Annotated in this window: 23 protein-coding genes and 1 tRNA gene; 10 read left to right on the top strand and 14 right to left on the bottom strand. The window is 70.1% G+C overall.

Translation table 11 applies throughout. The features are described from left to right. Positions 1-117 precede the first annotated feature (117 nt). Positions 118-1,524, bottom strand: coding sequence for a zinc-dependent metalloprotease (locus DEA06_RS01850; RefSeq protein ID WP_116646253.1), 1,407 nt, complete (start codon positions 1,522-1,524; stop codon positions 118-120). 124 nt (positions 1,525-1,648) lie between these two features. On the opposite strand from DEA06_RS01850, the gene DEA06_RS01855 reads away from it, so the two are divergent. Continuing rightward, complete coding sequence (locus DEA06_RS01855; protein ID WP_116646254.1) at positions 1,649-2,773, top strand: PDZ domain-containing protein; 1,125 nt, start codon at positions 1,649-1,651, stop codon at positions 2,771-2,773. 57 nt (positions 2,774-2,830) lie between these two features. Further along, positions 2,831-5,755, top strand: coding sequence for a UPF0182 family protein (locus DEA06_RS01860; RefSeq protein ID WP_116646255.1), 2,925 nt, complete (start codon positions 2,831-2,833; stop codon positions 5,753-5,755). Between the two features lie 171 nt (positions 5,756-5,926). On the opposite strand, the gene DEA06_RS01865 is transcribed toward DEA06_RS01860, so the two are convergent. From DEA06_RS01865 to idi, 7 genes are read right to left on the bottom strand one after another with little or no spacing between them, the layout of a single operon-like run. Next, on the bottom strand, positions 5,927-6,817 hold the full coding sequence (locus DEA06_RS01865; protein ID WP_240606758.1) for a prenyltransferase: 891 nt from the start codon (positions 6,815-6,817) through the stop codon (positions 5,927-5,929). Beyond that, the gene (locus DEA06_RS01870) at positions 6,814-7,122 is read right to left on the bottom strand and encodes a lycopene cyclase domain-containing protein (RefSeq protein WP_116646256.1); all 309 of its coding nucleotides are present in this window, start codon (positions 7,120-7,122) and stop codon (positions 6,814-6,816) included. Before DEA06_RS01870 ends, DEA06_RS01865 begins: the two co-directional genes overlap by 4 nt. After that, on the bottom strand, positions 7,119-7,454 hold the full coding sequence (locus tag DEA06_RS01875; protein ID WP_116646257.1) for a lycopene cyclase domain-containing protein: 336 nt from the start codon (positions 7,452-7,454) through the stop codon (positions 7,119-7,121). Before DEA06_RS01875 ends, DEA06_RS01870 begins: the two co-directional genes overlap by 4 nt. Positions 7,455-7,458: 4 nt before the next feature. Then, positions 7,459-9,006, bottom strand: a complete 1,548-nt coding sequence (crtI, locus tag DEA06_RS01880; protein WP_116646258.1) for a phytoene desaturase family protein — start codon at positions 9,004-9,006, stop codon at positions 7,459-7,461. Beyond that, positions 9,003-9,866, bottom strand: a complete 864-nt coding sequence (locus tag DEA06_RS01885; protein ID WP_116646259.1) for a squalene/phytoene synthase family protein — start codon at positions 9,864-9,866, stop codon at positions 9,003-9,005. The genes crtI and DEA06_RS01885 overlap by 4 nt, the downstream gene beginning before the upstream one ends. Continuing rightward, the gene (locus DEA06_RS01890; RefSeq protein WP_240606759.1) at positions 9,863-10,933 is read right to left on the bottom strand and encodes a polyprenyl synthetase family protein; all 1,071 of its coding nucleotides are present in this window, start codon (positions 10,931-10,933) and stop codon (positions 9,863-9,865) included. The genes DEA06_RS01885 and DEA06_RS01890 overlap by 4 nt, the downstream gene beginning before the upstream one ends. Beyond that, complete coding sequence (idi, locus tag DEA06_RS01895) at positions 10,930-11,481, bottom strand: isopentenyl-diphosphate Delta-isomerase (protein WP_116646260.1); 552 nt, start codon at positions 11,479-11,481, stop codon at positions 10,930-10,932. Before idi ends, DEA06_RS01890 begins: the two co-directional genes overlap by 4 nt. 72 nt (positions 11,482-11,553) lie before the next feature. On the opposite strand from idi, the gene DEA06_RS01900 reads away from it, so the two are divergent. After that, complete coding sequence (locus DEA06_RS01900; RefSeq protein ID WP_240606760.1) at positions 11,554-12,024, top strand: MarR family transcriptional regulator; 471 nt, start codon at positions 11,554-11,556, stop codon at positions 12,022-12,024. A gap of 11 nt (positions 12,025-12,035) precedes the next feature. Here the strand turns inward: DEA06_RS01900 and DEA06_RS01905 are convergent, their stop codons facing one another. Together DEA06_RS01905 and DEA06_RS01910 are read right to left on the bottom strand one after the other, a co-directional pair. After that, a complete protein-coding gene (locus tag DEA06_RS01905) occupies positions 12,036-12,575 on the bottom strand; it encodes a hypothetical protein (protein ID WP_116646261.1) in 540 nt (179 codons plus the stop codon). Between the two features lie 230 nt (positions 12,576-12,805). Further along, positions 12,806-12,879, bottom strand: a tRNA-Met gene (locus DEA06_RS01910). A 93-nt stretch (positions 12,880-12,972) separates the two neighbouring features. On the opposite strand from DEA06_RS01910, the gene DEA06_RS01915 reads away from it, so the two are divergent. Together DEA06_RS01915 and DEA06_RS01920 are read left to right on the top strand one after the other, a co-directional pair. After that, on the top strand, positions 12,973-13,479 hold the full coding sequence (locus DEA06_RS01915) for a DUF6328 family protein (RefSeq protein ID WP_116646262.1): 507 nt from the start codon (positions 12,973-12,975) through the stop codon (positions 13,477-13,479). Continuing rightward, positions 13,476-14,282: a carbon-nitrogen hydrolase family protein gene (locus DEA06_RS01920; RefSeq protein ID WP_116646263.1), complete on the top strand. Its 807-nt coding sequence runs from the start codon at positions 13,476-13,478 to the stop codon at positions 14,280-14,282. The genes DEA06_RS01915 and DEA06_RS01920 overlap by 4 nt, the downstream gene beginning before the upstream one ends. Here DEA06_RS01920 and DEA06_RS01925 read toward each other — a convergent pair whose 3' ends face one another. Continuing rightward, complete coding sequence (locus tag DEA06_RS01925) at positions 14,283-15,485, bottom strand: aminotransferase class I/II-fold pyridoxal phosphate-dependent enzyme (protein WP_116646264.1); 1,203 nt, start codon at positions 15,483-15,485, stop codon at positions 14,283-14,285. Positions 15,486-15,583: 98 nt separating this feature from the next. On the opposite strand from DEA06_RS01925, the gene DEA06_RS01930 reads away from it, so the two are divergent. Further along, positions 15,584-17,161 carry a trypsin-like peptidase domain-containing protein gene (locus DEA06_RS01930; RefSeq protein WP_116646265.1) on the top strand — a complete coding sequence of 526 codons (1,578 nt, stop codon included), beginning with the start codon at positions 15,584-15,586 and terminating at the stop codon, positions 17,159-17,161. A 63-nt stretch (positions 17,162-17,224) separates the two neighbouring features. Here the strand turns inward: DEA06_RS01930 and DEA06_RS01935 are convergent, their stop codons facing one another. Together DEA06_RS01935 and DEA06_RS01940 are read right to left on the bottom strand one after the other, a co-directional pair. Further along, the gene (locus DEA06_RS01935; protein WP_116646266.1) at positions 17,225-18,565 is read right to left on the bottom strand and encodes an aminoglycoside phosphotransferase; all 1,341 of its coding nucleotides are present in this window, start codon (positions 18,563-18,565) and stop codon (positions 17,225-17,227) included. Between the two features lie 9 nt (positions 18,566-18,574). Then, positions 18,575-19,552 (bottom strand): hypothetical protein, encoded by a 978-nt coding sequence (locus tag DEA06_RS01940; RefSeq protein ID WP_240606761.1) that lies wholly within the window; start codon positions 19,550-19,552, stop codon positions 18,575-18,577. Between the two features lie 113 nt (positions 19,553-19,665). Between DEA06_RS01940 and DEA06_RS16760 the strand changes: the two genes are divergently transcribed. Genes DEA06_RS16760 through DEA06_RS01955 form a run of 3 tightly spaced genes read left to right on the top strand, consistent with a single transcriptional unit; the run spans position 19,666 to position 23,235 of the window. After that, positions 19,666-21,393: an ABC transporter ATP-binding protein gene (locus tag DEA06_RS16760; RefSeq protein ID WP_240606762.1), complete on the top strand. Its 1,728-nt coding sequence runs from the start codon at positions 19,666-19,668 to the stop codon at positions 21,391-21,393. An 11-nt stretch (positions 21,394-21,404) separates the two neighbouring features. Continuing rightward, positions 21,405-22,928, top strand: coding sequence for a hypothetical protein (locus DEA06_RS01950; RefSeq protein ID WP_240606763.1), 1,524 nt, complete (start codon positions 21,405-21,407; stop codon positions 22,926-22,928). A gap of 40 nt (positions 22,929-22,968) precedes the next feature. Beyond that, positions 22,969-23,235: a DUF3039 domain-containing protein gene (locus DEA06_RS01955; protein WP_116646268.1), complete on the top strand. Its 267-nt coding sequence runs from the start codon at positions 22,969-22,971 to the stop codon at positions 23,233-23,235. A gap of 2 nt (positions 23,236-23,237) precedes the next feature. Here DEA06_RS01955 and DEA06_RS01960 read toward each other — a convergent pair whose 3' ends face one another. Continuing rightward, positions 23,238-24,563, bottom strand: a complete 1,326-nt coding sequence (locus tag DEA06_RS01960; RefSeq protein ID WP_116646269.1) for a nicotinate phosphoribosyltransferase — start codon at positions 24,561-24,563, stop codon at positions 23,238-23,240. Positions 24,564-24,622: 59 nt separating this feature from the next. Here DEA06_RS01960 and murI point away from each other — a divergent pair, with 59 nt between their 5' ends. Then, positions 24,623-25,507: a glutamate racemase gene (gene murI / locus DEA06_RS01965; protein WP_240606764.1), complete on the top strand. Its 885-nt coding sequence runs from the start codon at positions 24,623-24,625 to the stop codon at positions 25,505-25,507. Positions 25,508-25,534: the final 27 nt, after the last annotated feature.

Genomic DNA, 25,534 nt, shown 5'->3' on the forward strand with positions numbered 1-25,534 from the left:
GCGGAGCATGGCCCGATTGTCCCGCGCCCGCCGCCCCGCGCCCCCGCGCTGTCCACAGGCTTCGGCCCGCGAACGCCGGGGGCTCAGGCTGGGGAGGAGAGCGCGGGACCGACCGTCTCAGACGGGTCGCGGGTCTTCGGGGTGGTCGCCGCTCGGGCCGCCGTCGTCGCCCGATGACGTGGCGGCGTCGTCGGTGCGATCGTTCTCCTCGGCGAGCAGTTGAGCGAGCGCGTCGTCCATCGCGTCCTGTGCGGGCAGCTCGCCCCGAGCGGTGGCCTGCAGCCGGGCGACGAGCGCGGCGGGATCGTCGATGTCTTCGGCGGTGGGCATGAGGTCGGGGTAGTCCCAGAGCGCGTCGCGTCCGGCCACGCCCGCAGCATCCGTCACCGCCCGCCACATCGCTGCGGCCTCGCGCATGCGGCGCGGGCGCAGCTCGAGTCCGACGAGCGACTTGAGCGCCTCCTCGGCGGGTCCGCCGACGGCGCGGCGACGACGCACGGCCTCGGCGATCCTGCCCGCGGACGGGAGCCGGGAGGTGGCATCGTCGGTGACGACGTCGACCCAGCCCTCGATCGTGGCGAGGAGGTTCTCGAGTCGCACGAGAGCCGCCGTCTGGGCCTCGGAGCGCTCGGGGAGGAGCGCTCCCGTCTCGAGCGCGCGACGCAGCTCGTCGGGCTCGGACGGGTCGAAGCGCGACGCGAGGTCTTCCAGGGCGCCGGTGTCGACGTGGATGCCGTGTGCGAAGTCGCGCACCTGCGCGATGACGTGCAGGCGCAGCCATTTCGCGTGGCGGAAGAGCCGCGCGTGGGCGAGCTCTCGGGTGGCGAGGTACAGCGCGAGCTGGTCGTCGGGGATCTCGAGATCCCGTCCGAAGTCGGCGAAGTTCTGCGGCAGGATCGCCGCGTCACCGGCCGGCATGACCGGGATTCCGACGTCGCCGCCGCTGACGACCTCGGTCGCGAGGCGTCCGACCACCTGGCCCAGCTGCGTCGCGAACAGCGATCCGCCGACGGCGCGCATCAGACGGCCGGCGTCGGCGATCATGCTCTGCATGTCGTCGGGCGCCTGCTCGCTGAGCGCGGCGGTGAGGGCGTCGGCGATGCTGGTGGCCACCGGCTCGGCGAGCTCCTGCCAGACCGGCAGCGTCGCCTCGACCCAGGCGCCACGCGTGATGGTGCGGCCAGGGGTGGGCAGGTCGGCGATCGTCGTCGCTTCACCGAGCCACAGCGCGGCCAGCGAGAAGGCCTGATCGAGGTCGCGTCGCTCACCCGTCGTGACGCCGAGGTCGCTCTGATTCGCGATGTGCAGGGCCTGGCGCTTGGCGAGGTCCCACGAGATGCCGTCGTCGGAGCCGGCGAACGCCCCCTGGAGCTGCTGCATCATCTGCTGCATCATCGCGGGGTCGATCTGCATGCCCGAGAGGCGGGAGAGCTGCTCGGGGTCGATAGCTCCGGTGTCTCCCGAGAGCAGCCGCCGCAAGAGCTCCTGGAACTCCTCTTCGGGGTTCCGGTCGTCGTCTGCCACTTCAGCCGCCTTTCAGCCGGGGGATGTGCGTGCGATCTACGCTAGTCGCACGGATTCATCGCACTCCCCGGCACGGCCATCGCCCTGTACGCCGGTCGCGAACGACCAGGCAAGGTAGGTCCCTGTGACGCTGTTCGACGAGAACACGACGGTCGAGCCTGCCCCGCGTCAGCGGTGGGGGCGGCGGACGACCGCGGGGGCGTGGGCGGTGTGCGTGGCGCTCATCGTGTTGCTGGTGATCAGCTTCCTGCCCACCGCCTACGTGATCCAACAGAAGGGGCCGGTCTACAACACGCTCGGCACCGCGCAGAACGCCGATGGCGAGGACGTGCCGCTGATCTCGATCGAGGATGCCGAGACCTACCCGACGGCCGGCTCGCTCGACCTCCTCACCGTGCAGGTGGTCGGAAACCGGGAGCGCACCCCCTCCTGGTACGAACTCGCCGCCGCGTGGTTCGATCCGTCTCGCGCCGTGGTTCCCATCGACAGCATCTTCCCCGCGGGCCAGACCACCGAGCAGCGCAACCAGGACAGCGTGCGGCTGATGGTCGACTCGCAGAAGGAGGCCACCGCCGCCGCACTGAACGAGCTCGGCTACGACGTGGAGACCCACCCGTCGGTGTACTCGGTCTCGCCCGGCTCGGCGGCGGACGGCCTGCTCGAGAACGGCGACCTCATCCTCACGGTCGACGGCGAACCGGCGTCGCAGCTGACCGACGTGTCGGATCGCATCGCCGCCGGGGGCGGAGACCCCGTCGAGATGACGATCGAGCGCTCGGGCCAGGAGCAGGCGGTGGAGATCACCCCGCGCCAGGAGGACGTCAACGGCGAGCAGCGCTGGATCGTCGGCATCCAGCTGATGACCGACTTCGACTTCCCGATCGACGTCGACCTCCAGCTGAACAACGTCGGCGGCCCGAGCGCGGGCATGATGTTCGCGCTGGGGATCATCGACGTGCTCACTCCCGGCGAACTCAACGGCGGGCAGCAGGTCGCCGGTACGGGCACCATCGACGCGAAAGGCGTCGTGGGCCCCATCGGGGGCATCCGACAGAAGCTGTACGGCGCCAAGAATGCCGGGGCCCAGTACTTCCTCGCACCGGCGACCAACTGCAACGAGGTCGTCGGCCACGTGCCCGACGGTCTCCGGGTGTTCTCCGTCGCCGAGCTCGACGACTCCCTCGCGGTGCTCGATGCGATCCGCGACGGCGGCGATCTCGACGCTCTCGCGACGTGCGAAGCATCCTGACCGTCTGACCTGAGGGGTCACGGCATTCCCCCAGAACCACGCGCCTAGACTGGGAACGTGACCACGACCTCGACGCCGAACCAGGCCACGCCGAATCGTTCCCGCCGAATCATCACCATCTCGCTGGCGGTCATCGCCGCTCTGGTGGTGGGGTTCTTCCTCTTCGCGAACCTCTACGCCGACTGGCTGTGGTTCGACCAGCTCGGGTTCCTCGGCGTGCTCACCACCCAGTGGCTCGGCCGGGTCGTGATGTTCGTCGTCGGCTTCCTCGCGATGGCCGTTCCGGTGTGGGTCGCGATCCAGCTCGCCTACCGGCTGCGACCGGTCTACGCGCGCCTCAGCTCGCAGCTCGACCGCTACCAGGAGGTCGTCGAGCCGCTGCGTCGCCTGGCGATGTGGGGGATCCCGGTCTTCTTCGGCTTCTTCGCGGGCTTCGCGGCCTCGTCGCAGTGGGAGGTGACCTGGCTGTGGTTCAACGGCGTCGCCACGACCGTCACCGACCCGCAGTTCGGTCTCGACACGGGCTTCTACCTCTTCGCCATGCCCTTCTACGGTGCGGCGCTCGGCTTCGCCTCGGCGGTCATCCTCATCTGCCTGCTCGTCACGGCGGTCGTTGCCTACCTGTACGGCTCGGTGCGAGTCGGGCAGCGCGAGCTGCGGATCTCGAAGGCGGCGCGCATTCAGCTCGCGGTGCTCGCGGGTCTCTACCTCCTCACGCAGGCGGCGAGCCTGTGGCTCGACCGCTACCGCAGCCTCATCGAGGCGAACGACCGCATCACGGGCCCCGGCTACGTCGGAACCCAGATCGTCATCCCCGGTCAGACGATCCTGGCGATCATCGCGGTGCTCGTGGCCGTGCTGTTCTTCGTCACCGCCGTGATCGGTCGCTGGCGGTTCCCGCTGATCGCCACCGCGCTGCTCGTCGTCTCGGGCCTCGTCATCGGCGTCGCGGTGCCGTGGGTCATCAACACCGTGCAGGTGCGCCCCAACCAGCTCGCGCTGGAGAGCCAGTTCTACCAGCGCAACATCGACATGACCAAGCAGGCCTACGGCATCGACGGTCTCGAGAAGCAGAACTTCCAGACCGAGACGACCGCCGAGGCCGGGCAGCTGCGCGAAGACGCGGCGACCACCGCGCAGATCCGCATCATGGACCCCGCGATCATCGGGCCGACCGTCCGTCAGCTCGAGCAGTACCGCGCCTATTACCAGTTCCCCGGCGTGCTCGACGTCGACCGGTACGAGATCAACGGTCAGATGCAGGACACCGTCGTCGGCGTCCGCGAGCTCGACATGACGCAGCTCGGCGAAGCGGCCTCGTGGCAGAACACGACCACCGTCTACACGCACGGCTACGGAATGGTCGCCCTCGCCGGCAACGAGCGCACGACCGACGGAGACCCCGTCTTCCTCGAGCAGGGCATCCCTGCCACCGGGTTCCTCAGCGACCAGGAGGACTTCCAGCCTCGCGTCTACTTCGGCGAGCAGTCGCCCGAGTACTCGATCGTCGGCGCTCCGGCCGACACCGAGCCCGTCGAGCTCGATTACCCCATCGGCGCCGAGAGCGGAAACGTCACGCGGACGACGTTCGACGGAAACGGCGGCCCGAGCGTCGGCAACGTCTTCAGCCGTCTCATCTACGCCTTGAAGTTCCAGTCGGAGCAGATCCTCTTCTCCGACTCGGTGAACGCCGATTCGCAGATCCTGTACGACCGTGACCCGCTCCAGCGCATCAGCAAGGTCGCGCCCTACCTGACCCTCGACAGCGACCCGTACCCCACGGTGGTCGACGGTCGCATCAAGTGGGTCGTCGACGCCTACACGACCAGCGCGAGCTACCCCTACTCGAGCAGCGTCAGCCTGTCGCAGGCGATCGCCGACACGAACAACACGCAGCCGCGCTTCGCACTCGACAACATCAACTACATCCGCAACTCGGTCAAGGCCACCGTCGACGCCTACGACGGCTCGGTGACCCTGTACGCCTGGGACGACGAAGACCCGCTCCTGCAGGCATGGCAGAAGGTGTACCCCACCACGGTTCAGCCCATCTCGGAGATGTCGGCAGACCTGATCAGCCACGTGCGCTACCCGACGGATCTGTTCAAGGTGCAGCGCGAGAAGCTCGGCATCTACCACGTCGACGACGCCGGCTCGTTCTACCAGCAGGACAACCGTTGGGCGACGCCCGACGACCCGCAGAACGAGACGCGGTTCCAGCCCCCGTACTACCTGACGATGCAAATGCCCGGCCAGGAGGAACCGACGTTCTCGATGTTCTCGAGCTTCATCCCCGCCTCGCAGGGCAACGCGCGCAACGTGCTGACGGGTTATCTCGCCGTCGACGCCAACGCCGGTGACCAGGCCGGCGTGAAGTCGGCCGACTACGGCAAGCTGCGCCTGCTGGAGATCGACTCGGCGACCACCGTTCCCGGCCCCGGTCAGGTGCAGAACACGTTCAACTCCGACACGGCGGTCTCGTCGCAGATCAACATCCTGTCGCAGGGGCAGTCGGAGGTGCTCAGCGGAAACCTGCTGACACTCCCCGTCGGTGGGGGTCTGCTCTACGTGCAGCCCGTGTTCGTGCAGTCGTCGGCGGGCACGCAGCTGCCGCAGCTGCGACGCGTGCTGGTGGCGTTCGGTGACCAGATCGCGTTCGAAGACACCCTGAGCGAAGCGCTCGACGTGCTCTTCGGCGGTGACTCCGGTGCCGACACCGGCGACGAAGAGGTGACGCCGACCACGCCCGACGGCGGGGCCACGCCATCGCCCACGCCGAGCCCGGGCGAGACCTCGTCGCCCGAGCCGACGACGCCTTCGACCCCGTCGTCCGACTACCAGGCGGCGCTGCAGCAGGCCCAGCAGGCCATGCTCGACCGTGACACCGCGTTGCGCGCCGGCGATCTCGCCGCGTTCGGCGAGGCCGACGAGCGGCTGACGGCTGCCGTCGAGCGCCTGATCGAACTCGGCGACCAGGGCTGATTCGCGAGAAGGCCCCGCCCCCGATGCGTTCGGGGGCGGGGCCTTTCTACGCGCCCGATGACCGCGAGACCCGTTCTCCGCGCCGAGACCCGGGCATCATGTCGGGGTCTCGGCGCGAGGAAGCGGTCTCGCGGTCAACGTGGGCGCGGGGCCGGGGCGAGGGGCGCGGGGTCAGGCCGAGAGGAGGGCCCACCAGATGAGCAGCAGCGTCGCACCGAAGCCGGCGAGCTGGTTCACCCAGAGGAAGCGCCGCCAGCCGCGCGTGGCCGTCTCCGCGGTGTCGTCGGTGACGCCACGGAACGGCCAGACGACCGCGAGGTAGGGCACGACGAGGAGTGCTGCGAGAGGACCGGGCCACGCCGAGGCGAGCATGACGAGGCCGGATGCCGCGTAGCACCCGATCGCGAAGCGCACGGTCCAGCGCGCCCCGCGAGCCGTCGCGATCGAGGAGATGTCGGCGGCGCGGTCGGCGACCACGTCTTGCACGGCACCGAACGCGTGGGAGGCGATTCCCCACAGAGCGAAGGCGACGATGATGGCCGCGAGTTGCCAGGTCCACGTCGCGCCCGCGAGCACGAGGCCGTAGACGGCGGGGGAGAAGAAGTGGATGCTGCTGGTCACCGAGTCGGCGAACGGCCGCTCTTTGAGCCGCAGGGGCGGTGCCGAGTAGAAGACGACGAAGAAGAGGCTCGCGGCGAGCACGAGCCACGACAGCGCGGATCCGACGACGACGAGGTACACCACGAACGGCAGGCACGACAGCGCCGCCGCCCACAGGGTGATGCGGTGCATCCGGCGGTCGAGCACCGCTCCGTGGGCGCCGCCCTTGCGAGGGTTGCGCAGATCCGACTCGTAGTCGAAGACGTCGTTGACGCCGTACATGGCGAGGTTGTACGGCACGAGGAAGAAGATCGTGCCGATGACGAGCGTGAGGTCGATCTCGCGCACGACGAGAAGGTACGCCGCGGCGAACGGGTAGGCGGTGTTGATCCAGCTGACCGGGCGCGACGAGACGAAGAGCTCGCGCACCACCCGCGCGGGGGTGAGGGCGGGGGAGGTCACGCGGGGTCCTTCCGGCGGGTGAGGAGTGCGAAGACGGCGGGGATCAGAAAGGCCGCGCACACGGGGTAGGAGAAGTCCTCCAGCGGGGCGAGTCCGATGCGGAGCCCGCTCAGGTGCTCAGGTGGATAGGTGAACAGGTCGAGGGCGATCATGACGTTGTCGAAGATCGCTGTCAACACGACGAGGACCACCGCGCCGAGAGCGGATGCGGCGATCCGGCGGCCGAATCCCGGACGGACCGCGCTCACCGTCGTGACGACGACCGTGAGCACGACGAACGGCAGGATCAGCAGCGGGTACGTCACGAGTGCTCCGTCCGCGCGCGACGGCGGCGCAGCATCCGTTCGGCCGCCGCCCAGGTGACCAGAGCGAGATAGCAGAGGAAGGCGAGGAAGACGGGCTCCTCGATCGGCAGGTGCGGAGCCAGCTCGACACCGATCAGCAGCGGACTGTCTCCCTTGACGAACACGCCCGTGGCAATGCCCACGAGATCCCACACGACGAAGAAGACCGTGCCGACGACGACCGTGATCGCGGTGCGCGCCGGCGCATCGCGGATGACGAGCCGCGACCGCACGTCGATCGCGGCGATGCCGCCGAACGAGAGCAGGATCGCGAGGAGGTACAGCCCTGGCACGCGATCACACCGCCGAGCGTGCGGGTTCGGGCAGAGGTCCGGGTGAGGAGTCGCCGCGCAGGCGCTTCACGACGAGCTCGGCCGAGATGAGGCACATCGGCAGGCCGATCCCGGGGAGCGCCGATCCGCCGGCGTACGACAGGCCGGCCACGCGGCGGGAGGCGTTCTTCGGGCGGAACATGGCGCTCTGGTTCAGGGTGTGCGCGAGGCCGAGGGCGTTGCCGCGCCAGGTGTGCAGGTCGGTTTCAAAATCGCCGGGCGAGATGGTGCGCCGCACGACGATGCGCTCGGCGAGGTCGGGGATGCCGCAGGTCTCGGCGATCTGGGCGATCACCTGGTCTGCGGCCGCCTCGATGAGGGCATCGCCGTCGCCGTCGACCCCGCCGTGCCCCAGCGAGGGATCGGAGGGCACCGGCACGAGCACGAAGAGGTTCTCGAAGCCCTCGGGGGCGACGCCGGTGTCCGTGGCACTGGGACGGCAGACGTAGAGTGAGGCCGGGTCGGGGATGCGGGTGTCTGTGCCGAAGATGGCCTCGAAGTTCGATCGCCAGTCCTCGGTGAACACCAGGGTGTGGTGTGCGAGCTGGGGGAGCTCGCCCCGCACGCCCAGGAGCACGAGGAGGGCGCCGAAGCTGGGGATGCGCTTGTCCCACCACTTCTCGGGGTAGGTGCGTTCTTTTTCGGCGAGGAGCTTGGTCTCGGTGTGATGCAGGTCGGCGGTCGACACGACGTGGTCGGCGGCGATGAACCGGCCGTCCTCGAGCTCGACGCCGGTGACCTCGCCGCCTTCGGTGACGATGCGCGACACCTCCGCCTTTGTCTCGACGCGCACGCCGCGGGCGCGTGCGAGGCGCTCGATCGCGGCGATGACCTCGACGAATCCGCCGCGCGGGTAGAGCACGCCGTCGTCGAGGTCGAGGTGACTCATGAGGTGGTACAGGCTCGGGACGGCGTAGGGCGAGCCGCCGAGGAACACCGCGGGGTACCCGAGGATCTGCCGGAGGCGACGGTCGGTGAAGCGCTTCTCGATGTGGGACGAGAGGGTGCGAGCGAGCAGCGGCAGCAACGTCGGCAGTCGCTTCAGGAGCGCGGGGTCGCGCAGCCCCTCCGTCGTCGTGTAGGGGTCGTAGAGAAAGCGCGAGACGGCCAGCTCGTACGCATCGGCCGCCGAGTCGAGGTAGGCGTCGAGTTTGCCGCCGGCGCCGGGCTCGATCGATTCGAACAGCGTGGTCGACGCTTCGCGCCCGGAGACCACGTCGACGGGGGCGTCGTCGCCGCTGTAGATGCGGTAGGCCGGGTCGAGCCGCACCAGGTCGAGTTCCTTTTCGGCCGAGGTGCCGAGCAGGTGGAAGAAGTGGTCGAACACCTCAGGCATCAGGTACCAGCTAGGACCGGTGTCGAATCGGAAGCCGTCGCTCGACCACGATCCGGCACGACCGCCGAGTTCGGAGCGCGCCTCGAGGAGTACGACGTCGTCACCCTCCTCGGCGAGAAGCGCGGCGGTCGCCAATCCGGCGATACCGCCGCCCACGATCACGGTCTTGCGGGTCATCGGGAGGCCTCTCGAGCTTTCATCATGGCGCGCAGGGCGATGGTCGCCTTCGCGGCGTCGGGCACACGCACGCGCGGTGCCCCGGGTGTGGTCGCGCGCAACCTGCGCGACAGTTCGGCGAACAAGTGGTGCGCCGTCCAGACCGCTCCGCGCACGTCTGCCGGCAGTCGGGGGATGACCGCAGCGGCGGCAGCCAGGTCGGCGTCGATCCCGTCGAGCACGTGCACCCGTCGGACCGCGTCGGCCGCGCCGTTGAGGTAGTCGCGACCGAGGCGTCCGGCGTCGTCGTCGAGGTCGCGGAGGAAGTTCACGTCCTGGAAGGCGCGGCCGAGGCGCCGGGCGCCGTCGACGAGCTGCTCGTCGGGCCTCCCCTTCGGCGTCGCATCGGCATTCACGAAGACCTGGAGGCACATGAGCCCCACGACCTCGGCCGACCCGAACACGTAGGCGGCGTGCGAGGCCTCGTCGTGTTCGACGACGTCGAGATCGGTGCGCATCGAGGAGAAGAACGGCTCGACGAGGTCGGCGGTGATCTCGCCCGCACGGGCCGACCGCGCGAAGGCGTGGACGACGAGGTTGGCGCTGAAACCCGATGCGATCGCTGCGAGGGTGTCGCGCTCGAGGGCGTCGAGCACGCTGCGCTGCTCGTCGCGGCTGAGCCCGGCATCGCCGGCGGGTCCGTCGACGATCTCGTCGGCGACGCGTACGAGCGCGTAGATGTTGCGCACGTGAGGACGCACGCGCGGACCGAGCAGGCGGCAGGCGAGCGCGAACGATGTCGAGTACCGGGAGATGACCGCCGCGGCTGCGTCGTCGGCCGTACGGTCGTACAAGGCCAGGCCGGTCGGGGCGTGGCTCACGGGATGCGATCCTGTACGGCGTCGGCGAGCTCGAACAGCATCGCCCGCGTCGAGTCGGGGAGAAGGGATGCATCGACCGCGCCACGTGCCGAGTCGAGGGTCTCGACGACGAGTGACTCCATCCGCGCGCGTGCGCCGGACGCCGCCAGTGCCCGCTGGGCCGCGCGGATAGCGACCGGACCGGTGTGCGCCTCCGAGAGGGCGTCGGCGACCTCCGGCCAGTGCTCGCTCTGGCGCGCGAGTGCGATCAACGGCGTCTGCTTGGCCTCGTGCAGGTCGCCGCCCTCGCGCCGCCCCGCGACCGCGGCCGACCCGAACGCTCCGATCAGGTCGTCGACCAGCTGGTAGCCGAGACCGAGTTTCTCGCCGAAGCGACGCAGCGCCCTGCGGGACTCGGTCGGCGCGCCGGCCAGCACCGCGCCGGCCTCGAGCGGGGCGGAGAACGAGTACACCGCGGTTTTGTTCGCCGTCGCGAGAAGGATCTCGTCGGCATCGAGCAGGTCGCCCTGCGTGACGGAGTTCTCCACATCGGCCAGTTCGCCGGCGGTGGAGACCAGCACGGCCTCGTCCATCAGCTCGAACAGGTCGCCACGCGTGGTCGCGTCGAGATCGGCGAGAGCGACCGTGCGCGTCGCCTCGTGCAGCAGCAGGTCGCCGGCGAGGATTCCGGCGGCGTCACCGAGGAGAGCCGCGCCCGCAGCATCCGCTCCTCGAGTGGTACCCCGCGCGCGGAACTCGCCCGCGATGTTCAGCGCACCCCGACGGTGGGTGTCGTGGTCGATCACGTCATCGTGAACCACGAACGCCGTGTGCAGCAGCTCGAACGCGGCAGCGACGGGGAAGAGGGCGGGGGTCTCGTCGGCGCTGCCGCCGAGGGTCTCGAACGCGGCCACGACGAGCGCAGGCCGGAAGCGCTTTCCTCCGCTGGTGGCGCGTTCGATCGATGCGGCCAGCGCATCGACGACAGGATCGACGGCTGCGGCACGTTCGCGCAGTCGCCGAAGGCTCGCATCGATGGCGGCGTCGATGCCGGCTCGGGCGAGGGGAGCGTGGGGCAGGGTGATCACGGGGCTCGGAGGCTATCTATCTGGTGGGCGAGGAGAGGGAGTTGCTCGGCCTGGAGGACGAGCCACGGGCTGAAGGCCCACGGCGTGGCGATGATCGATGAAGCGAGATCGAGGGGGTCGACCCAGCGGGTGTCGACGACCTCGTCGGGGTGGGGTTGCGGATCCACCGTGGTGAACGCGGTGTAGACCGGGCAGATCTCGTATTCGACGATTCCGGAGGCGTCGATGGCGCGGTACCGGAAATCGGGTAGGGCGAGCTCGACGTCGTCGATGGTCATCCCCAGCTCGAACGCCGCGCGTCGATGCACCGCGTCGACGATCGCCTCGTCGGGCTGAGGGTGGCCGCAGAACGAGTTCGTCCAGACCCCCGGCCAGGTCTTCTTGCCGAGAGCGCGGCGCGAGACGAGGACCTGCCCGACGCTGTTGACGATGTGGCAGGAGAAGGCGAGGTGGAGAGCGGTGTCGGTCCCGTGCACAGAGCTCTTCGGCGCTGTTCCGATCGGGTGGCCGTCGTCGTCGACCAGCACGACGTACTCGGTCTCGCTCACCGTGCCTCCATTTTGCTAGATTAGCTAGCGACTTCATTCGAGCATACAAGCGGTACGAGGAGAGTGTCCACAGTGACCGACCGGGTCTCCGAGCGTACGCCGACCGATGAGAGCGTGCGCGCAGCGCTCGTCGCCGTGCGCGCTCTGAGCGACGCACTCGATCGGATGCACGGAGGGATGAAGGACGACATGGACATGAACGCGAGCGACCTCGCGGCGCTGCGCATGTTGATCGTCCGTGAACAACGGGGTCAGTCGGTCAGCCCTCATGATCTGGCGCGTCATCTGCGTATCTCGACCGCGTCGACGACCAAGCTCCTCGACCGTCTCGCCGCGCTGGGGCACGTCGAGCGACGGCCGCACCCGCATGACCGCCGCGCGCGGATCGTGGCCCTCACCGAGGCTTCGCGGCGCGAGTTCTCCCGGCACTTCGGTGCCCACCTCGGAGCGATGCGAGAGGTCACAGCCCGCTACTCCGATGGCGAGCTCGAGGTGATCGCGCGTTTCATGGGCGAGCTGGGAGAGGCCGTCGACCCGAGCTGACCGTCGGCCGGTCAGAAATACGCGATGTGCCCTCGAGGCAGCATCCGCGTCTTGTCGTGCAGGAGGACGCGAAGGTTCCACGCCACCACTCGGGGGGCGCGCAACGGAGCCGCGACCACCTCGGTGGGTACCGCCGAGCCGCCGACGGGCGTGGCTCGGTCGATGGGGGAGGCGCTGCCCGGAGCCTGCGAGATCGCCGTCAGGGTCTGCCATGTGCGCGATCGCTCGGCGCGAGCGTCGATGACGGACTGCGGTGTCCGCGTGTCCAGCGGTAGGCCGCCGGGGTAGCGGTCGTACACGGTCGGCGGCGCAGGCACGCCGGTGTAAACCGGTGCGGGCGTCGGATTCAGCGGACCCGGGGGAGTGAACTCGCCCTCGGGCACCGTGGACTGCTGCTCGGGGACGCCTCCCACGGGGAGGCCGGGAATGTCCTCGACGGGGATCGGGGTGGCGGGCTGCGCCACCGCCGGTGCGGCGATGACCATCGTCAGCGCAAGAACCGCTGCGGTGACGGCTGCCGCAGGCGAAGCGGCACCACGGATCTTCTTCATGCGGTTCCCCCCGGGCACATGTGCCGACGTCCGGCCGGGGTCAGCGTAGCAGCGCCGAGGGTGCCATCCACGAGGTGCCCCGGTTCGGGGCGCGTTCCTCGCATCGGGGCGCGGGATTACGGGCCCCGAAGGAAGAAGGGCGCCCCGAACGGGCGGAGAAACACGACCGCGAAATGCCAGAAGCCGCTTCCGGATTTCTCCGGAAGCGGCTTCTGATCTGTTCTTCTTTGTTGCGGGGACAGGATTTGAACCTGCGACCTCTGGGTTATGAGCCCAGCGAGCTACCGAACTGCTCCACCCCGCGGCACAAGAAGTTAGCCTAGCACGGGATTCGACCGGGTGCACATCGAGGTGGCGGGGCGTTGCTCCGAGAGGGGCGACACGACAGGATCGACGGGTGACCGATCGCCGTGATTCCGCGCTTCCCGACAGTGACGAAGGCCGCGATGAAACCGTCGAAGAGCGTGCGGATCGCCGGTGGATCGAGGTGCTGCAGGAGCTCCGCGTGCTCCAGACGGGCACGCAGATCCTGACCGGGTTCCTTCTCGCCCTCGCTTTCCAGCCGGTGTTCGCCGATCTCGGCGCCGGTCAGCGCGGCATGTACCTGGTGCTGGTGTCGCTCGCCGCCCTCAGCGCCGTCATCGCGCTCGCACCCGTCGCCCTCCACCGGATCGTCTTCCGTCGGCGCGTCAAGCCCGAGGTCGTGTACTTCGGCCATGTCGCGCTCATCGCCGCGCTCGCCGCGGTGAGCCTGCTCCTCGCAGGCGTCGTCGCGTTCGTCTTCGACGTGATCATCGGTGACGGTGCGGCGTGGGTGGCGGGGATCGCGCTCGGCGCGGTGATCCTCGTACTGTGGGTCATAGTGCCGACGGCGATTCGTCGGTGGGGGAGGAACACGCAATGAGCCACCGATCGGTGGGTGTCGCGGTGGCGCAGTTCGCGCCGTCGGCCTCGAGGGAGGCGAACCTCGCGGTCATCGTCGAGTTGACCGAGCGTGCCGCGTCGCGCGGTGCGCGGGTCGTGCTGTTCCCCGAGTACTCCAGCTACTTCGTGGATCCTTTCGACGAGACCCTCGCGGCGAATGCCGAGGAGCTCGACGGGCCGTTCGTCGCCGCTCTCACCCGACTCGCCTCCGCTACGGGCGTCGTGGTGACCGCGGGCCTCCTCGAGAAGAGCATGGACGGTCGACGTGTGCGCAACACCGTCGTCGCGGTGGGGCCCGACGGTCCGCTCGCGGTCTACCGCAAGCTCCACCTCTACGACGCGTTCGGACAGCGCGAGTCGGACTGGGTCGAGCCCGGCGAGATCGAGACGCCTCAAACCTTCGAGGTCGACGGACTGCACTTCGGACTGATGACCTGCTACGACCTGCGGTTCCCGGAGGTCGCCCGCACGATCGTCGACGAGGGCGTGGATGTCGTGCTCGTCGCTGCCGAGTGGGTGCGGGGGCCGCTCAAGGAGCACCACTGGCGCACGTTGGTGCAGGCGCGCGCAATCGAGAACACGGTCTTCGTCGCGGCATCCGACCACCCGCCGCCCCTCGGGGTGGGGCACTCCCTCGTCGTGGATCCTCAGGGCGTCGCGATCGCCGCAGTCGGCACGACGACCGATGTCGCCGTCGCGCACCTCGACCTCGACGCGGTCGCCCGGGTGCGACGAGTGAACCCGGCGCTGGAGCTCCGGCGCTTCCGCGTCGTCGCCGGCTGATCAGACGCCGAGGAGCGACAGCCGACGGGATGCTTCGTCGAGCACATCGGCGCGTTTGCAGGCGGCGAAGCGCACGAGCGTGGCGTAGTCCGCCCGATTCTCGGGGCTCGCGAAGGCCGTGAGCGGGATGCCCACGACGCCCGCGCTCTCCGGAAGGGCACGACAGAAGTCCGCCGCATCCGTCGCCCCGAGGGGCGCGGCGTCGGCCACCGTGAAGTACGTGCCGCGGGGTGCCGAGACGTCGAAACCCGCGGCGGTCAATCCGCGGCCGAGGATGTCGCGCTTCTCGCGGAGCGCCGTCGCGATGCCCTCGAAGAAGGCGTCGGGCAGCCGGAGCCCGGTGGCCACTGCCGGCTGGAACGGGCTGCCGTTCACGTAGGTCAGGTACTGCTTCACGGTGAGGATGGCGGAGACCAGCGGCGCCGGGCCCGAGATCCAGCCGATCTTCCACCCGGTGACGGAGAACGTCTTGCCCGCGGAGGAGATGGAGACCGTGCGTTCCTCTGCGCCGGGGAGGGTGGCGATGGGCACGTGCGGCGCATCGAAGACGAGGTGCTCGTACACCTCGTCGGTGACGATGATCGCGTCGTGCCTCTCGGCCAGCTCGACGATACGTCGGCGCACGTCCGGGGTGAAGACGGCCCCGGTGGGGTTGTGGGGGTCGTTGACGAGGATGACGCGCGTTCGGTCGCTCACGGCGGCAGCCAGCCGGTCGAGATCGGGCTGGAAGTCGGGCCACCGCAGCGGCACCGGCACCAGCCGGGCGCCGGCGAGAGCGACCGCTGCCGCATAGGCGTCGTAGTAGGGCTCGAAGACGACGACCTCGTCGTCCGGTCCGTCCAGGAGAGCGAGGAGCGTGGCCGCCAGTGCCTCGGTCGCGCCGGCGGTGGCGATGATGTCGCGCTCGGGGTCGAGGTGCAGACCGTAGAAGCGTTGCTGGTGTTCGGCGACCGCCGTGAGCAGATCGGGAAACCCGCGCCCCGGGGCGTACTGGTTCACTCCGTCGGCGATCGCCCGCATCGCCGCATCCAGCACTTCCGCCGGTCCGTCTTCGTCGGGAAAGCCCTGTCCGAGGTTGATGGCACCCGTCCGGGCCGCGAGCCCGCTCATCTCGGCGAAGATGGTGGTACCGATCGTGCCGTCCGCAGCACGGAGTCCGGCCCCATCTGCGGTCCGCTGCCAGGCCCCGGGAATCTCTCGCATCCTGCTCACGCTAGTCGCATAGACAGAGCCCATCCGCACCATATGAAACGCACAGCAACTCGCCCCAAGCTGAAAGTCGCTTGGCAGAAGGAGCAATCATGAGTGAGACACAGGGCGACCGCCCCGACGAGAACGCCGCGACGCCCGCGCCGCACACTTCCTCCGACGCGACGCCGGCGCCGCAGACCGGCGCGACGCCCGCGTCGGCAGGCACCCCCGCGCCCGCCGTACCGCCGGTTCCGACGACTCCGGCGTCGGCCCACACGCCGGCGGCGCCCGTCGTTCCCGCATGGTCGGGACAGCGCCCGCCGCAGCCGCCCCACCCGCAGGGCCCCTACGGCGGTGCCCCCCAGCAGCCGGCCTACGGCGTGCCTTCCCGTGAGGGCTACGCGGGCCAGCCGGCCGGCCAGAGCTTCGGAATCCCGTCGCAGCAGACCCAGCCCACCCTGCCGCTGCACGGCGCCACCGACACCGCTCCGCGCAAGAAGTCGAACGCGGGCAAGGTCGCCGGCCTCATCGTCGCTGCCGCACTCGTCGGCGGCGCCGCCGGCCTCGGCGGCACCTACGCCGGCCTCAGCCTCTGGGGCGGGTCCGACGCGACCCCGGTCGCGGGGGCGTCGACGGTCACGGTCAACGACACCGAGAACGTGAACCAGACCACCGGCATCGCCGCGAAGGTCGTACCCAGCGTCGTGACGATCAGCGCGACCGGCGGCAGCAGCGGCGGCACCGGTTCGGGCGTCATCCTGAGCGCCGACGGCTACGTCGTCACCAACACCCACGTCGTCACCCTCGACGGGGCGACGGGAGACGCGGCCATCCGCGCGACGACGTCCGACGGTCGCGTGTACAACGCCACGGTCGTCGGCACCGATCCCACGTATGACCTCGCCGTGATCAAGCTGACGGATGCTTCGGGCCTCACGCCGATCGAGATCGGCGATTCGGGCGATCTGAACGTGGGCGACGAGACGGTCGCGGTCGGTGCCCCCCTCGGACTGTCGAACACGGTCACCACGGGCATCGTCAGTGCGCTGAACCGCTCGATCGAGGTCGCGTCGTCTGCTGCTCCTCAGGACGACCAGCCCAGCGAGGGCGGCCCCGGCGAGAGCCCCTTCCAGTTCGACTTCGGGCAGGGCGGGCAGGGCTCGACGCCGTCGTCCGAGACGATCAAGATCGCCGTCATCCAGACGGATGCGGCGATCAACCCGGGGAACTCCGGTGGCGCGCTCGTCGACGACCAGGGCCGTCTCATCGGGATCAACGTCGCCATCGCCTCCGCGGGCAGCTCGTCCGGCGGCGGTCAGGCCGGTTCGATCGGTGTCGGTTTCTCCATCCCGTCGTCGGTCGCCGAGCGAGTCGCGAACGAGATCATCGAGAACGGCTCGGCGACGCACGGTCTGCTGGGCGCGTCGGTGCAGTCGACCTCGACCGTGGCGAACTCCACGATCGAGGGCGCCTACGTGGCGAGTGTCACCGACGGCGGCCCCGCGGCGGCGGCCGGGCTGCGCTCGGGCGACATCGTCACCGCGTTCAACGACCTCCCGATCACGAACTCGGTCGATCTCACCGCGCAGGTGCGCGCCGTGGCCGCCGGAAGCGACGCGACCGTCACCTATGTCCGCGACGGTCAGACCCGCACCGCGAACGTCACGCTCGGTTCGTTGGGCTCCTGAGCCATCCCACGAACAAGGCCGCCCCGCTCGAAGCGGGGCGGCCTTCCTCGTGCGCTCGGGGGGTCACACGTCGCGGGTGAGCCGCTCTATCGCCGACAGGGGGATCGACAGCCAGTCCGGGCGGTTGCGCACCTCGTAGACGGCCTCGTAGACGGCCTTGTCGAGTTCGAATGCGCGCAGGAGCCGCTCGTCGGCCGAGGGTCCGCCCGCCGCGGCGTAGCCCCGCTCGAAGGCGGTGACCGCCGCTGCCGCCCACGCGCGCGCCACGGTGGCGTCGACCCCGAGTCGTTCGACGGATCCGGCGACGTAGTCGAACGACCGCAGCATCCCGGCGACGTCGCGGACCGCGAGGTCGGGCATGCGCCGAGCCGTGATCGGTCGCAGCGGTTCTCCTTCGAAATCGAGCAGCACCCAGCCGCGACCCTGCACCTCGAGCACCTGCCCCAGGTGCAGATCGCCGTGCACGCGCTGGAACGGGGGCCACGGTGCGGTCTGCGCCGCCGCGTAGACCGCGCGGATGGATGCGGCGAACCGCGCGACCGCGGGGATCTCGGCCACCGCCGTGGCGAGCCCGTCTTCCCAGACCGCCGCGACGCGCCGCCGATCGGAGTCGTCGGCCTCGTGTGTCGGCAGGATGCGCGACAGCGTCAGGTGCACGTCGGCGACGGCGGCCCCCAGGGCTGCGGCGCGATCGGCGAAGGCGACGTCCTCCTGCGCGGCGGTGAGCGCGACGCGCCACGCGTCTTCGACGTCGTCGAGGAACTCTTGAGCGAACGCGAGCGATCCCGACACGACGTGCTCGGGGTTGCCCGGGTCGCGCCAGGCGCCCTCGAGCGATCCGATGGCCCGAGGAACCGACGACGACCCGTTGTCTGCGAGGGCGGTCTGCAATTCGATGTCGGGATTGAGTCCGGGGTGCACCTGCCGGAAGAGCTTGCAGATGACCGCGCTTCCGCCCCCGTCGGGGCGGAAGATCAGGGAGGTGTTCGATTGTTCCGCCCCGAGCACCGACGCGGAGGCGGTCGGCGCGGTGGGCGGACGCCGTGCCGCGGGGTGGCTGTCGAGGGGTCCGTCGACGCCGCTGACGCGACCGCCGGAGGTCACCGACCGGTACAGCCACGCCGCATAGGCGTCGTCGGTCGCACCGTCGACCAGCACCGTGCCGTCTTCGAGGTCGCCCACGATCCCCGCGTTGGGGCGGGTGGAGCGGACGACGAGGGGCACCTGGTAGAGCACCGGGGTCTCGGGCGCGTCGTCGGCGACGAGGAGCACGCGGACGCGCGCGGACTGCTCGTTCGCGACATCCCACTCGGCGACGAGTCGAAGGCGCGGAGTGCGGCCTTTCGAGGCGTACCACCGTTGGGCGGGCATCCAGTCGGTCAGCGACTGCAGGGTGCTGTCCATGGGGCGGGGTTACCTTTCGTCGGTGTTCTCCGGTACGACGGCGCCGTCGACGGTGTCGTCGGCCTCCGCCGAGGTCGTCGATTCGATCTCTGTGCGCTTCCGGCGGGGGATCGCCCGCCGACCGACCGATCCGATTCCGCGCGCGGTGCTTCCTGCGGCCCCCACGATCGCGCTGCCCACACGTGCGACGCCGCTCGCCGCCGAGTGCTCGACCCGCTTCGCGCCCGGCCTGGGCTCGACGACGGCGGGGACGGTGAGCGGGGGAGGACCGAAAGCCCGCCGCGAGCCGACCAGCACGCGCCGGCCGAGGATGTGGTTTCCGGCACCGCCGACGACCGCGCCCACTCCGAACGGGAGCGCCTTGCCGAGGAACGACGCGCCGCCGCGAGCGGCGAACTGGTGCACGAACGTCGTCTTCAGACGATCGACGAGCGGGCCGATGGCTGCGCGGGGAAGCGTCTTCGTGATCATCTGCCCCCAGTACCCCGAACGGTCGGGGCCGCGACCTGCTGCCTGCCCGGCGAGCTGCGCGAGCAGGTCAACGCCCTCGCGTCCGAGCATCAGGGTGAGCACGAGCGCCCGAGCGCGCTCGGGGTCTTCGACGGCGACGCCATGCACCTCGGCGATCGACTGCGCGAAGAGCGCCGTCGATTCGAGGAACCCGAGGGTCTCCACGCCGCTGAGGGCGAGGGTGACCCCGGTGCCGATACCGGGCACGACGGCGGTCGCGCCGACCGCGGCTCCGCCCGTCGTGACCGCCGCGAGGTAACGACGCTCGAGGATGCGCACGATCTCGAGCGTCGACGCCTGGGGGTGGCGCAGACGGATGCTGCGCAGGTGCGCTAGCACGACGGGGCGCTGGATCGCCAGCACGCGGTCGAGTGCGCGGATGGTCCGGGGGTGCTCGGGGGAGCCGACCGGCGGGAGGCCGCCGTCCCACGGCGCGTCGCCGGGCAGCGAATGGATCCGATGCACCTTGTCGCTCACCTGCACGATCCTACGAATGCGAGCCGGAAAGAGCCTGGGGGGTTGCGCCCGAGTACCGGACACCCATGACATTCGCGGCAGGAGCCGGTCGTGACCCTTGGTAGTTTGGACCGATGACAGCATCGCTGCCGAACCCGTTCGAGTCACCGGCCGAAGAGGCCGGAGACCAGAGCGTCGACGGTCGCGACGAACAACCGGCTGCAGCCCCCAAACCTCGCGCGCCGCGGGCCAAGCCCGCGTCGCCGCGGCCGGCCCGGGGCTCGTCGGCGAACAAGGCGAAGACGCCGCGGCGCACGCCGGCCTCGAAGGCGCCGCGCGCCACGCCGAAGGCGCCGGCGACGCCGGTCGACCCGGGGCCGCCGCCGCCGCTGCCCACCGATATCGTCGTGCCGCCGAAACCGCCGCTGCCCCCCATCCCGCCGTTGCCGGCAGATCTGACGGGCGCTGTCGCCGGCGCGGACACGCGGTCTTCCGAATCACCGTCACCGGTCGAAGACACCCCCGCAGCCGCGATCGAGTCGGATCCGTCGGACGCCCCGCCGGTCGATGACACGCCGGCGAAACCCGTCGAGGAACGCGAAGAGGAGCGCGTCGACGACGTCGAGCCCGAACCCGTCGTCGATGCCGAGGCGGTCACCGAGGTCGAGGCTGAGCCCGAGCCTGTCGTTGACGACGAGGTCGAGGCTGTCGTCGATGCCGAGCCCGTCACCGACGTCGATGCCGAGCCCGTCACCGAGGTCGAGCCGGTCGAGGCCGACTCCACGTCGGAGCCGAGCAACCCGTCTGACCCCGTCGACGTGGACGAATCGCCCGAGGAACACGCGATCGCCGACCCCGAACCGACCGGGCCCGAGGTCGCGTCCGTCGATGACGCCGAGCCGGTCGCCGAATCCGCACTCGAGACCGCTGCGCCGGAGGGTTCCGGCGTCGAGACCGAGGCCCCTCCGGAGACCTCGGCGGTCGACGCATCCGACGAACTCGTCGACGAGGCCCTCGTCACGGACGACGACGAGGGCGCTCTCGCGCCTGCCGTGATCGTGACCGAGCCGGATGACTCTCGCGTCTCGGAGGCGGAGCCCGTGGTTCCCGCTCTGCAGCTGCGCGGTGTGACGAAGGTCTTCGGCGACACGCGTGCCGTCGACGGTATCGACCTGACGGTTCCCGCGGGCTCGTTCTACGGGTTGGTCGGTCCGAACGGCGCCGGTAAGACGACGACTCTGTCGATGATCGCCGGTCTCCTGCGCCCCGACGCCGGCACCATCACCATCGGCGGTATCGACGTGTCGCGCAAGAGCGCGGCCACGAAGAAGCTCATGGGCGTGCTTCCCGATCGGCTGCGCACCTTCGACCGCCTCACGGGCCGCCAGCTGCTCTACTACTACGGAGTGCTCCGGGGTCTTCCCGCGGCTGTCGTGGAGTCGCGCACGACCGATCTCGCCAGGGCGTTCGATCTCACGAGTGCGCTCGGTCGGTCGGTCTCCGACTACTCGGCGGGTATGACGAAGAAGGTGATGCTGGCCGGCGCGATGATCCATTCGCCTCGCCTGCTGGTGCTCGATGAGCCTTTCGAGGCCGTCGACCCGGTCTCGAGCGCCGTCATCCTCGACATCCTCTCGACGTACGTCGAGCACGGCGGCACGGTGATCCTCTCCAGCCACGGCATGGAGCTGGTAGAACGGGTCTGCTCCGGCGTGGCGGTCATCGTCTCCGGACAGGTGCTCGCAGAGGGCACGGTCGACGAGGTGCGCGGCGAGTCGACTCTCGAGCAGCGTTTCCTCGAACTCGCGGGCGGCCTGGGAGACAGGGAAGGCCTCGAGTGGTTGCACACGTTCTCCGACTGAGGATCGCCACGATGCTCGGCGCTCTCCGGGGCGACCGTCGGCATGTCATCCGCGTGGCCGTCGGCCTCGTGCTGCTCGTCGTGGCGACGGTCGTAGGGGTCGTGGCCGTGCTCAGCCTCGCCGACGCGTCCGAGTCGGCGATCGCGGCCGTATTGGTCTTCGCGGGGTCCGCCGTGACCCTCGGTTTCTTCGTCGCGCCGCTCGTGACCGGTGCGGCCGACCCGCTCGATCCGCGCCGGTTCGCCGTGCTCGGTCTCGCTCCCCGCCCTCTCGCCGCGGTGCTCGCCCTGGCCGGGCTCATCAGCGTGCCCAGTCTCGTGCTCATCACGCTGTCGGTGTGCGCGGCGGTCGTGTGGACGGCGCACGGAGCGTCGTCGTCCGTCGCCGTCGTCTCGACCGTCGCCGGCGTCGCGACGTGCGTGCTCGCCGCGCGGGTCAGCATGGCCGTGGCTGCGCTCGTGCTGCGCGAACGCCGTTCACGTGAGCTGTCGGGCATGTTCCTCGTCGCGATCTTGGTCGTCGTGGTTCCCGTCGGCGTTTTCCTGGCTTCTCTCGAGTGGCGCGGGCAGGTGCCTCCGCAGCTGAGCGAAGCCGCCGCCGTTCTCGGATACACCCCGGTGGGTGCCGCGTGGGCCCTGCCGTCCGCGTCGCAGCCGGCGGCGGCCGCCTGGGGCGCCGTGGTGATGGTGGCCACCCTCGTCGCCCTCGCCGTCGCGTGGGTGGCGCTGGTGAGCCGCGCCCTCACGACCACGGAGCGCCCCGTCGCGGTCCGCGAGCGCGGCGGCCTCGGCTGGTTCGCCGTCGCACCGGGAACGCCCGGTGGAGCGATCGCGGCACGGAGCCTGGTTTATTGGCTGCGCGACCGCCGATACCTGGTCAACATCGTGGTCGTCCCCGTCGCCGCGGTGCTCGCCGTCGTGCCTCTCCTCGTCGCGGGCGTGCCCTTCGAGGTCGCGGTGCTCGTTCCGGTGCCGATCATGGCGCTCTTCTTCGGGTGGCTCCCGCACAACGACCTGGCGTACGACTCGACCGCCGTGTGGATGCATCTCGCCAGCGCGGTCCGCGGGTCATCCGACCGCATCGGCCGCCTCGTGCCGATGCTGTTCGTCGGCGTTCCGATCCTCGCCATCGCTATTCCCGTCGCCATCGCCCTCCACGGTCGGTGGGCCTTGCTCCCCGCCATGGTCGGGGTCTGCGCGGCGCTCTTCCTCGCGGGGCTCGGGTTGTCGAGTATCACCTCCGCGCTGGCCCCGTACGCCGTGTCCCGGCCCGGGGACAGCCCGTTCCAGCAGCCGCAGCGTGCCGGATCGGGCGCGATGGCGCAGGGACTCGTGCTGCTCGGTTCGATCGCCGCCGCAGGCCCTGCCCTCTGGTGGGGATGGCTCACGCTCACCCGCGACATCTCCTTCGCGATGCCGTCGATGTGGGCGGGCATCGGTGCGGGCGTCGTGGTGCTCGTTCTCGGGGTGGCGATCGGATCGGCCGTCTTCCAGCGGCGGGGCAGCCGACTGATGGAGTTCGCGGAGTCGACGTGACGGGCCCCGGCGAAGGACCTCCCGACTACACTGGCACCCTATGAGCACGCCTCTCGACAGTCCTGACCAGGGGGGTCTGGCGACCCTCGACCGTGAACTCGAAGAGCTCATCCGCGAGGAGAGCATCGAGCCCGGAGACCATGAGCGGTTCTCGCACTACGTCAAGAAGGACAAGATCCTCGAGTCGGCGATCAGCGGTAAGCCGGTGCGTGCGCTCTGCGGCAAGAAGTGGACCCCGGGGCGCGATCCCGAGAAGTTCCCCGTCTGCCCGACCTGCAAAGAGATCTACGAGAACCTGACGAAGTAGCCTCAGTCGGCCTCGGCGAAGACGGTCGGGATCGCCGGCTCGGAACGGCTGAGCGCCAGACCGCGCACCGGCAGCTCCTCCCGCACGCGCAGGTGGTGTGCGCGGGCAGCGGCCACTCCGGCCGGACCCTCCGCCGCCTCGTCGATCTCCCCGCCGACCACGAGGGGCGCGTGCAGTGCACGCGCGGAGGGATGCGACGCAGCATCCGCGACCTTCTCGAACCCATCGGAGACCACGATCAGCTCGCTCGTCGCGACACCGTCGTCGAGGGTGCGGAACGCGGCTTTGCGGCCGCCCGCGCTCGCCTTGTCGGCCGAGCGCTTCGCCACCGAGACCCACCCGCCGTCGGAGTCCTGCCGCGCGACGAGCTTGTAGACCATGCCGGCCGTGGGGGTTCCCGAACCGGTCACCACCGACGTTCCTACCCCGTAGGCGTCGACGGGGGAGGCCGCGAGAGCGGCGATGGCGAACTCGTCGAGGTCGCTGGTCACGGTGATGCGCGTTCGCGTCGCTCCCAGATCATCGAGGAGCTCACGCACCTGCGCAGCCACGGTGGGCAGGTCTCCCGAGTCGATGCGCACGCCGCCCAGGTCGGTGCCGGCCACGCGCACCGCCGTCGCGACGCCGGTGGGGATGTCATAGGTGTCGACGAGCAGAGTGGTGCCGGGGCCGAGAGCGGCGACCTGCGAGCGGAACGCCTCTTCCTCGGTGTCGTGCAGCAGGGTCCAGGAGTGCGCTGCCGTGCCCATCGTCGGGATCGCCCATCGGAGGCCCGCCGCGAGATTGCTGGTCGCCCCGAACCCCGCGATGTAGGCCGCCCGAGCCGCAGCGAGGGCCGATTGCTCGCCCGCGCGTCGCGAGCCCATCTCGGCCAGCGGGCGGTCGCCGGCGGCGATGCTCATGCGTGCGGCGGCGGTGGCGACCGCCGAATCGTGGTTCAGCACGGACAGCGTGAGGGTCTCCAGAAGCACGGCCTCCGCGAACGTGCCCTCGATCTCGAGGATCGGCGAACCCGGGAAGTAGAGCTCGCCCTCGCGGTAGCCGCTGATGGTGCCGGTGAATCGATAGTCGGCGAGGTAGTCGAGGGTCGTTGCATCCACGACCCTCTCGTCGCGCAGGAAGCGAAGCTCCTCGTCACCGAAGCGGAAGTCGCGCATCAGCGACAGCAGGCGTCCCGTTCCGGCGACGACGCCGAATCGGCGCCCCCCGGGAAGCCGGCGGGCGAAGACCTCGAAGACGCAGCGCCGATCGGCGGTGCCGTCGCGAAGAGCGGCGTCGAGCATCGTGAGCTCGTATCGGTCGGTGTGCAGGGCCGTACGAGCGCTCATCCGGCCACCATACCCGCGCGCCGGCGGGCCGCAGGAGTCGGCGGGTAGGCTGGGGTCCTGTGGACGACGCACCGATCGGGATCTTCGACTCCGGAGTGGGTGGTCTCACCGTCGCCCGGGCGATCTCGGCGCAGCTGCCGCGTGAGTCGATCCGCTACATCGGCGACACGGCGCGCTCGCCCTACGGGCCGAAGCCCATCGCCGACGTGCGCCGGTATTCGCTCGAGGTGCTCGACACGCTGGTCGAGCAGGGCGTGAAGATGCTCGTCATCGCGTGCAACACCGCTTCGGCGGCCATGCTCCGTGACGCTCGCGAACGGTACGACGTGCCGGTCGTCGAGGTCATCGGACCGGCCGTGCGCACCGCGATGTCCACGACCCGCAACGGCCGCATCGGAGTGATCGGCACCGCCGGCACGATCGGGTCGGGCGCGTACCAGGACATGCTCGAGGTGAACGAGCGCCTGACGGTCTTCGCCGAGGCGTGCCCCAGGTTCGTGGAGTTCGTCGAGGCGGGGGTGACCCAGTCGCCCGAGGTGCTCGCCACGGCGGAGGAATACCTCGCGCCGCTGCGTCACGCCGGGGTCGACACCCTCGTTCTCGGCTGCACGCATTACCCGTTCCTCGAGGGCGCGATCTCCTACGTGATGGGTCCCGACGTGAGCCTGGTCTCGAGCGACACCGAGACGGCGAAGGACGTGTACCGGCAGCTGGTGAGCCGCGATCTCCTCGCCGGTCCTGATTCGATACCCACCCACGTGTACGAAGCCACCGGTGCGTCGGCCGACGAGTTCCTCGACCTCGCCCATCGCTTGATGGGACGCGAGGTCACCGAGGTGCAGCTCGTGCAGACCGGAACGATCCCGATCATCGAGGCCCGAGAGGCTGCCCGTGACGACCTTTCGCGCTCGACAGCGTCACCCCGAGACCTGCCGGGACGCTGAGCCGCCGCATCCACCGACCGTGTCCGG

Source organism: Microbacterium sp. Gd 4-13 (assembly GCF_003095395.1).
Lineage (GTDB): Bacteria > Actinomycetota > Actinomycetes > Actinomycetales > Microbacteriaceae > Microbacterium.